We start from the raw sequence: 8,448 nt of genomic DNA, 5'->3' as shown, positions 1-8,448 counted from the left end.
GTCCTGGGGTGTGTCAGCCGGCGGGGGCGACCGTCACGTTGTCGAAGGAGGCCCCGGTGTCGAAGACCCGCAGGCCGGTCGCGCCGCTGCGGTAGGTGGCGTCGGTGACGGAGATCCTGGGGGTCGTCATGTCGTCGACGAACACCTTGATCGAGGAGCCGACCGCGGTGACGCGCAGGCGGTGGGCCTTGTGCGGGGTGACGCTCGCACGTGCGCTCGCCAGCTGGGTCCAGGAGCCGTTCGCCCGGCCCAGGACCACCTTGCCGCCCGGGCTGATGCCCGCGTAGTAGCCCGAGTAGCTGTCCGGGCCGACCGAGGGGCCGCTGACCCTGAACGTCAGCCCGGCGTCCCCGCCGCCCGCGGTGACGGTGACGTCGGCGTCGTAGGTGAAGTCGGCGAAGTTGGTGTCCAGCAGCGCCTTGGCGCCCCGGTCGCGGCCCACCCGGTAGCGGCCGTCGGCGGCCGTCCAGGTCCCGCCGTACGTCTTCCAGCCCAGCGCGTTGTCGTCGGCGAAGTTGTCCTTGACCTGCATGGCGACGCGCCGGATGGTGCCGTCGGCGTTGAAGTGCAGGCGGTCGTAGGCCAGCTGGCGGTGGTTGCCGTCGCTCTCGGCGAGCGGGCGGCGGTGGTAGACGATGTACCAGATGTCGGTGCCGGGCACGTTGACGACGGAGTTGTGGCCGGAACCCTTGGCGACCGCCGGATCCTGGGCGAGCACCTTGTCGATCTTGCGGAACGGGCCGGTCGGCGAGTCGGCCATGGCGTAGGACACCGAGTAGTCGGGGCCGGTCCAGCCTCCTTCGGACCACATGAAGTAGTACGTGCCGTTGCGCTTGAACATGTAGGAGCCCTCGGTGAAGTTCTCCGGGGTGATCTCCTTGTAGGTGGAGCCGTCCTCGAAGGTGCCCAGGCTGGTCATGTCCGGGTTGAGCTTGACGACGTTGGAGTGGTGCCAGCCGCCGTAGTACATATACGCCTGGCCGTCGTCGTCGATGAACACGTCCTGGTCGATCGGCTGGGCGCCGTTGTGGAACTGCGAGATGAGCGGCTTGCCGAGGGCGTCCTTGTACGGGCCCTCGGGGCGGTCGGCGACGGCCACGCCGATGCCGCCGAGCTGGGAGTCGTTCTGGATGTCGTTGGCGGCGAAGTACAGGTAGTACTTGCCGTTGCGCTCGACCGGCGCCGGGGCCCACACCGCGTACTCGGCCCAGGAGACGTCCGCCGTCCTGAGGACGTTGCTGTGCTTGGTCCAGTGGACCAGGTCGGTGGAGGAGAACGCGTCGAGGTAGGTCTGCTGGGCGTAGGGCCTGGACGCCGTCGGGTAGACCCAGAACGTGTCGTCGTAGACCGCGACGTCGGGGTCGGCGTACCAGCCGTCGACGAAGGGGTTGCCCGCCTCGGCGGTGGAGTACTCGGGCGCCGCGACGGCGGCCGAGGGCGAGAACATCGCCACCAGGCCGCCGGTCAGCAAGGTGGCCAGGGCCTTGGCGAGGGACCCGGTCGGTCGGACAGTCACGTGAACCTCCGTGGGGGGGGGTGGGCCTGCCGAGGGCAGACAACGTTGTCGGGACGTCGGTGGCGTGGAGTTGCGCGAGGGACCGCTGACTGGTGCAAGCAGGTGCCTACATCGTTGGAAGGCGGCTGACAACCCTTCTCGCAGGGCCCGGCGGCCGGCGCACCGCGCCGGTGGCATCGCCCGACTGGGCTGCCTGCGGGGGCGAATGGCGGCCTGCGGCCGGGTGGGTGCCGGACGAGCAGGGTCATGAGCCGGCCGCGCGGACGGAGAGCGCGCCCCGCCGCCGCAGACCGCGCGGCCGGCTCATGACCCTGCTCGTCACGGCCGCCGCCCTGACCGGTCTGACCACGTCCTTCACCGGCGTCGCGGACGCCGCGGACAACCCGTACGAACGCGGCCCGGCGCCCACCAACTCCAGCATCGAGGCCGCGCGGGGCTCGTACGCCGTCTCGCAGACGACGGTGGCGCGGGCCAGTGTGTCCGGCTTCGGAGGCGGCACCGTCTACTACCCGACCAGCACCAGCGACGGCACGTTCGGGGCGGTGGCCGTCTCCCCGGGGTTCACCGCCTCCCAGTCCTCGGTCTCGTGGCTGGGTCCCCGGCTGGCCTCGCAGGGCTTCGTCGTCATCACCATCGACACCCTCAGCACCCTCGACCAGCCGGCCAGCCGCGGTGACCAACTGCTCGCGGCCCTCGACTACTTGACCCAGAGCAGCAGCGTCCGCACACGGATCGACAGCAGCCGCCTCGGTGTCATGGGGCACTCCATGGGCGGCGGCGGTTCGCTGGAGGCGACCAAGGACCGGCCGTCGCTGCAGGCTTCGATCCCGCTCACCCCGTGGAACACGGACAAGACCTGGCCGGAGGTCAGGACGCCCACGCTGGTCGTCGGAGCGGACGGTGACACCGTCGCCCCGGTCTCCTCGCACGCCGAGCCCTTCTACACGAGCCTGCCGTCCACCCTGGACCGCGCCTACCTGGAGCTGAACGGCGCCACGCACTCCGCCCCGACCTCGTCGAACACGACGGTCGCGAAGTACAGCATTTCCTGGCTGAAGCGGTTCATCGACAACGACACCCGCTACGAGCAGTTCCTGTGCCCGCTGCCCGCGGCGAGCAGCACCATCGAGGAGTACCGCGGCAACTGCCCGCACACCGGCTGAGAGCCGGGCCGGACGCCGCTCGCCGGGGAGGGCAGGGGCCTGCCTTCCCCGGCGAGCGGGCCTCACTTCAGGTGCCGGTGCCTCACTTCAGATGCCGGCCCCTCACTTCAGGTGCCGGTCCAGGAACCGGCACCCGTCCTCCAGCTCGAACCACGGCGTACCGATGTGCCCGCCCGGATTGGCGTGCAGCGTCTTCTCCTTGCTGCCGAAGGCGTCGAACAGGTCCAGGGCCCGCTGCCGGGGGTTCCCCTCGTCGTCCCACTGGAGCAGGAACAGCAGCGGGACGGTCACCCGCCCGGCCTCCTCGCGCTGGGCGCGCGGTACGTATCCCCCGGCGAAGAAGCCCGCGGCGGCGATACGCGGCTCGGTCACCGCCAGCCGGATGCCGAGAGCGGCCCATCCCCCCGAGTACCCGACCGGGCCGTCGATGCCGGGCAGTTCGAGGAGGGCGTCCAGGGTGGTCCGCCAGTCCGGGACGGCCTTCTCGACCAGCGGGCCGATGAAGGACTCGAAGATCTCGTCGACCGGTTCACCGGCGCGCATCGCCCGGCCGAGGTCGGCGCGGGCCTGTTCCTCGGCGGCGGACCGGGGGCGGTCACCGCATCCGGCGGCGTCGATGGAGGCCACCGCGTAGCCGCGCGCCGCGGTGTACCGGGCCCGGGCCACCAGCCGGGGTTCCGCCTTGGGCAGGCCGTTGTTGTGGGCCATCAGGACCAGCGGGACCGGTGCGGTGGATTCAGGCGTCCACAGGGTGCCGGGGATCTCGCCGAGGGTGAATTCGCGTTCCACGACGCCGTCGTCGAGGCGCTGTTCGGAAGTGAATCGCATGGTCGTGCCTTTCGGGAGTGCGCTCACAGCGGCGCTCCCGGACGACCTGCCGTCCGACCGTGACCCCGGAGGGGAGCACCCATGTCGATACTGCGTCCACGGGTACCACCTCCTCGTCCTCTCGCACGGCCTCCGGGAAGGTAACAGGGGCCGTCGCGGTCCGCCAACGGGTTTTCGCGCGGGCCCACTTCGCGCGTCCGCCCCCGGCCCGGGCGGCGCCTGCCGAGCGGACCGCCCGTTTCGGCAAGGCCTCAGGCCAGGCCCCAGGCAAGGTCCCAGACCAGGCCCGGGCCAGGTCCCGGGCCAGGTCCCGGAGAAGGCCTCAGGCCAGGGCCTCGGACGCCGCGAGGAACGTGGCCACCAGCTCCCGCGCCCAGTCGCTGGAGGCCGGCTGGGCGCTGAAGATGGCGCGGTAGTAGAGCGGTCCGAGCAGGAAGTCGACGGCGCTCTCCACCTCGGGGGTGCGGCCGCCGCGCGAGCGCTCGCGTTCGATCATCGCGCTGAGCTGCTCGTGGCGGTCCCCGATGCAGGCGCAGCCGCCCTCCGGCCCGGAGCCGATGGTGGCGCGCATGAGGGCGAGGGTGTCGGGGTCGGTGAGGTCGGTGGCCACGTCGCCCAGCCAGCGTTCGAGGTCACCGGCGAGGGTGCCGGTGTCGGGCACGACGACGTCGCCGCTGAAACGGCTGGTGGCGACGTCGCCCAGGAGCTGGGCGGCCGAGCCCCAGCGCCGGTACACCGTGGTCGGGTGCACGCCCGCGCGGGCGGCAACGGCGGGGATCGTCAGCGCCTCGGCGGGTTCCTCCGCGAGGAGCTGTGCGACGGCGTGGTGTACGGCTGCGCGGACCTTCGCGGAGCGGCCACCGGGGCGTACCTGAGCGGGAGCATCGACCATGGAGAAATTATCGCACCGATCGCTGCGTTAGTGGTAGCGTCCTTAACGCATCAATCACTGCGTTTGGAGAGAGTCGTGTCCGTCTCCGCCCTGCCCGGCAACCAGACACCCCCGCCGTCCGGCGCCGCACCGCCCCGCCGAAAGCGCCGCGAGCTGAACCGCCCGGCCGCCTTCGCCGCCCTCGCGGTCGTCTTCGTGCTCTTCATGGCCGCCTCCAGCGCGCCCTCCCCCCTCTACGTCGTCTACCAGCAGCAGTGGAACTTCTCGGCGACCACCCTCACCACGGTCTTCGCCGTCTACGTGCTCGGGATGATCGCGGCCCTGCTGGTGCTCGGCGCACTGTCCGACCACCTCGGTCGCCGCCCGGTCCTGCTGTCCGCGATCGCGCTCGAAGCCGTGTCGATGGCCCTCTTCCTCACGGCGGACAGCGTGGCCCTGCTGCTGGTCGCCCGGCTGGTCCAGGGCGTCGCCACCGGCGCCGCCATGACCGCCCTCGGCGCGGCCCTGGCCGACCTGAACCCCTCCCACGCGCCGCACCGCGCCGGCGTCGTCACCGGCGCGGCCCCCACCTTCGGGCTGGGTCTGGGCGCACTGGGCTGCGGTGTCCTCGTCGAGTACGGGCCGCACCCCACGCGCCTCGTCTACGTGCTGCTGCTGGCGGGCCTCGTCCTGGCCGCGGCCGTGGTCGCGGTGCTGCCCGAGACGTCGCTGCGGCGGCCCGGGGCGGCGCGCTCGCTCCAGCCGCGCCTGAGGGTGGCGCCCCATCTGCGGGCCGACCTGCTGCGCCTGGTGCCGATCCTCGTGGCGAGCTGGGCGCTGGGCGGCCTGTACCTCTCCCTGGGCCCGTCGGTCGCCGTGGGCCTGTTCGGCCTCTCCAGCCATGTCGTCGGCGGGCTGGTGGTCACCCTGCTGACCGTACCCGCCTGCCTGACCGCGATGGCGCTGCGCGGCTGGCCGGCCTCGCGCACCCTCACCCTGGGCGCCGGCCTCCTGTTCGCCGGCACGGTCGTCGCCCTGACCGGGGTCGAGGAGGACTCACTGCTCACCGCGGCGCTCGGCACCCTGATCGCCGGGGTCGGGTTCGGCGCCTCCTCCCTCGCCAGTTTCGGCACGCTGGCCCGGATGGCCGCACCCGCCGAGCGCGGTGAACTGTTCTCCGTGGTCTTCGTGATCTCCTACCTGTCCTTCAGCCTGCCCGCGGTCGCCGCCGGAATCGCCGCCACCCACACGGGACTTCACGAGACGTCCGTCGCCTACGCCGCCACGGTCGCCTTCCTCGCCGCTCTCGCACTGCTCGCCCAGTGGCTGCACTCCCGTCGCACGCCCGACCGCACCGCCTGCCCGCAGACCTGACCGGAGCCGCCCGGATCCCGTACGGCCGGGGAGACAGCCGACCGCACGGCCCGGGAGACAGCTGACCGCACGGCCGGGGAGCGAGCCGACCGCGCGGTCTCCCGAGGGCGGGCTCGGGGAGCGAGCCGACCGTGCGGCCCCCGAGGGCGTACCCGAGGAGAAAAGCCGAAGCAGGCACCTGTCGGCCACGCGGTGACACGGGTAACCTGCCGACGATGCTCAGCCTTGTCCTGCTCACGACATCGGCCACCCTGTTCCCCTACAGGGTGGCCGCCGTCAACTCCTCAGCGGCTTCGGCACCGGGTCCGGCCCACGGACCGCGACGAAGCCTCCCCACCCCCACAGGGAGTCCGCATGACACCACCGTTCAGCCGTCGCGCCGTTCTGGCCGCGGGCACCGGAGCCGCCGTCGGCCTGTCCCTGCCCGCGGCCTCCGCGTACGCCGGCGGACACGCGACCACCCGCGTGAGATTCACTCTGAACGCCCAGGTGCTCGACGGCGGCGAACAGGTCACCTCGCTCATCCTCGACACCGCCCGGCTCGGGCGGATCGACCCGGCCGGCCTGACCACCGAGACCTTCGCCGTGCACGCCAAGGCCACCAGCCCGGTGCCCCTGAGCGCGGGCGACGTCATCTTCGGCGAGTACGACCTCGACCGCACGGTCACCGCCGCCCGGCTGGACCGCCGCGGCAACATCGTGCTCGACCTGAGCCACGGCGAGGGGCAGAGCGGCGCCGGCACCCTCGGCTACATCGCGGGCCGGGGCCGCAACGTCGTGCTCGACCTCACCTACACCCTCACCCAGCGCGTCCCCATCCCCCTGCGCGACCACCGGTCGATCACCATCACGGACTTCGTGCAGAACCGCGGGCTGTCGGACCCCGAGGTCGACGCGTTCAGCTCGCACGTCTCGGGCTCGGGAATGAAGTACCGGCTGTACTCCCCCACCGGCGCCCACGCCTCCCGGCGGGGCAGGCGCCCGCTGGTCGTCTGGCTGCACGGCGGAGGCGAGGGCGCGTCACTGCCCGACGACTACTACGACAACGAGACCACGCTGCGGGCCAACCGCGGCGCACTGGGCTTCGCCACTCCTGAGGCGCAGCGCATCTTCGGCGGAGCCTACGTCCTCGCCCCGCAGAGCACCTCCGCCTGGATGCAGGACGGACCCCGCTTCGCCCCCCTCATCCGCGAGATCATCGACGACGTCACGCGTACGAACCATGTCGACCACGACCGGATCTACGTCGCCGGCTGCAGCAACGGCGGCTACATGAGCATGAAGATGACCACCGTCTACCCCACCCTGTTCGCCGCCTCCGTGCCGATCTGCGGCGTCGTCACCTCCTTCCCGGCCGGCGGCGCACCGCTGATCCCCGACAGCGAGCTGGCCCGGATCAGCACCCCCAGCTGGCTCGTCGCCTCGCGCGACGACACCACCGTGGACCCGCTGGCCAACACCGTCCACGCACACGAGCTCATCCCGGGCTCGCTGATGACGCTCTACGACGACGTCACATGGAACGGTTACCGGTTCTCGGGCCACTGGTCGTGGATCTACGTCGCCCGCAACGACCCCAGCATCGACGGCACCCGCGTCTGGCAGTGGATGGCCGCCCGGCGCCGGGGCCGCGCATGACGGAGGTGACCGCCGGGGATCCCCGCGTCGGGAGCCCTCATTCGCGAGGCCGCTCAGGTGCTCGCTGCCGGCTGGGCAGCGTCCAGGACGCCAGCAGATCCAGTGCCTGGGCGGAGGACGACCCTGCCTCCGCGGTGTAGAGGAACATCGTGGTCTCGCTGTCGCCCGGCAGCGAGAGCGTCTCGTACTGGACGGTGAGTTCTCCGACCATCGGGTGCAGCAGGCGCTTGGACCCGTGGGTGCGCCGGTGGACGCGGTGCTGCCGCCACCACCGGTCGAACTCCTCGCTGTGCTCCCTGAGTTCGGCGACGAGTTCCTGCGTGGCCCGGCGGTCGGTCTCCCGTACGGCGTCCAGGCGCAGGTTCTCCACCGCGGCGCGGGCCTGGACCTCCCAGTCGACGAACAGGGCCCGCGCGTCCTGGTCCAGGAAGAGCCACCGGGTGTAGTTGCGCTCGGCGGGCGGCAGGGCGTCGAAGTCGGCGAACAGGGCCCGGGCCATGCGGTTGGCGCCGAGCACGGCGGAGCGGCGTCCCAGGACGAGCGCGGGCACGGCGGCGTCCAGGGAGTCGAGGAGCTGGTGGAGCCCGGGCCGCAGACGCTGGACGGTGGGAGTGTGCGTCTGCGGACGGGTGCCGGTGACGCCGATGAGGTCGTCGAGGTGGGCCCGGCCCGCCGCGTCCAGGCCCAGGGCGTGCGCGATGGCTTCGACGACGGCGGGGGAAGGCGTGATCGGACGGCCCTGTTCGAGGCGGCCGTAGTAGTCGGCGGAGACACCGGCCAGGCGGGCGACCTCCTCGCGCCGCAGCCCGGGCACGCGCCGGACCCGTCCGTCCGGCGGCAACCCCGCCTGATCCGGGTCGCGTTGTGCGCGGCAGCGCTTGAGGAAGTCGGCGAGTTCGCGGTTGGGAGCGGCCATGGGAACAGTCTGACCGACTCATGACGGCGATGGACGCCCAAGGTGGGTCTGTCGGACCCAGTCAGCGGGGACCTGGGGTGCGGAGGGCTCCTCATGGCGGTCGCGGGCGTCCTTCCGCGGGCCACAGTGGTGTCAGCGCCGG

Annotated in this window: 7 protein-coding genes; 3 read left to right on the top strand and 4 right to left on the bottom strand. The window is 72.1% G+C overall.

What is annotated here, in order from left to right; translation table 11 throughout:
* Nucleotides 1–13: 13 nt before the first annotated feature.
* On the bottom strand, nt 14–1,516 hold the full coding sequence (locus FGF04_RS30230) for a glycoside hydrolase family 43 protein (RefSeq protein ID WP_223146415.1): 1,503 nt from the start codon (nt 1,514–1,516) through the stop codon (nt 14–16).
* 227 nt (nt 1,517–1,743) lie between these two features.
* On the opposite strand from FGF04_RS30230, the gene bdeA reads away from it, so the two are divergent.
* Nucleotides 1,744–2,679 carry a bis(hydroxyethyl) terephthalate hydrolase gene (bdeA, locus tag FGF04_RS30225; protein WP_456340034.1) on the top strand — a complete coding sequence of 312 codons (936 nt, stop codon included), beginning with the start codon at nt 1,744–1,746 and terminating at the stop codon, nt 2,677–2,679.
* Nucleotides 2,680–2,781: 102 nt separating this feature from the next.
* Here bdeA and FGF04_RS30220 read toward each other — a convergent pair whose 3' ends face one another.
* Nucleotides 2,782–3,507: a dienelactone hydrolase family protein gene (locus FGF04_RS30220; protein WP_149514539.1), complete on the bottom strand. Its 726-nt coding sequence runs from the start codon at nt 3,505–3,507 to the stop codon at nt 2,782–2,784.
* 322 nt (nt 3,508–3,829) lie between these two features.
* Nucleotides 3,830–4,399, bottom strand: a complete 570-nt coding sequence (locus FGF04_RS30210; protein WP_149514537.1) for a TetR/AcrR family transcriptional regulator — start codon at nt 4,397–4,399, stop codon at nt 3,830–3,832.
* A gap of 75 nt (nt 4,400–4,474) precedes the next feature.
* Here FGF04_RS30210 and FGF04_RS30205 point away from each other — a divergent pair, with 75 nt between their 5' ends.
* Together FGF04_RS30205 and FGF04_RS30200 are read left to right on the top strand one after the other, a co-directional pair.
* Nucleotides 4,475–5,752 (top strand): MFS transporter, encoded by a 1,278-nt coding sequence (locus tag FGF04_RS30205; protein ID WP_149514536.1) that lies wholly within the window; start codon nt 4,475–4,477, stop codon nt 5,750–5,752.
* 354 nt (nt 5,753–6,106) lie between these two features.
* On the top strand, nt 6,107–7,390 hold the full coding sequence (locus FGF04_RS30200) for a prolyl oligopeptidase family serine peptidase (protein WP_149514535.1): 1,284 nt from the start codon (nt 6,107–6,109) through the stop codon (nt 7,388–7,390).
* 37 nt (nt 7,391–7,427) lie between these two features.
* Here FGF04_RS30200 and FGF04_RS30195 read toward each other — a convergent pair whose 3' ends face one another.
* Nucleotides 7,428–8,306 (bottom strand): helix-turn-helix transcriptional regulator, encoded by an 879-nt coding sequence (locus tag FGF04_RS30195; RefSeq protein WP_149514534.1) that lies wholly within the window; start codon nt 8,304–8,306, stop codon nt 7,428–7,430.
* Between the last annotated feature and the right edge of the window lie 142 nt (nt 8,307–8,448).

The sequence above is a fragment of the Streptomyces apricus genome, assembly GCF_008369065.1.
Lineage (GTDB): Bacteria > Actinomycetota > Actinomycetes > Streptomycetales > Streptomycetaceae > Streptomyces > Streptomyces apricus.
The sequence above is the reverse complement of the archived record's forward strand: the minus strand, read 5'-3'. Positions and strand labels throughout refer to the sequence as shown.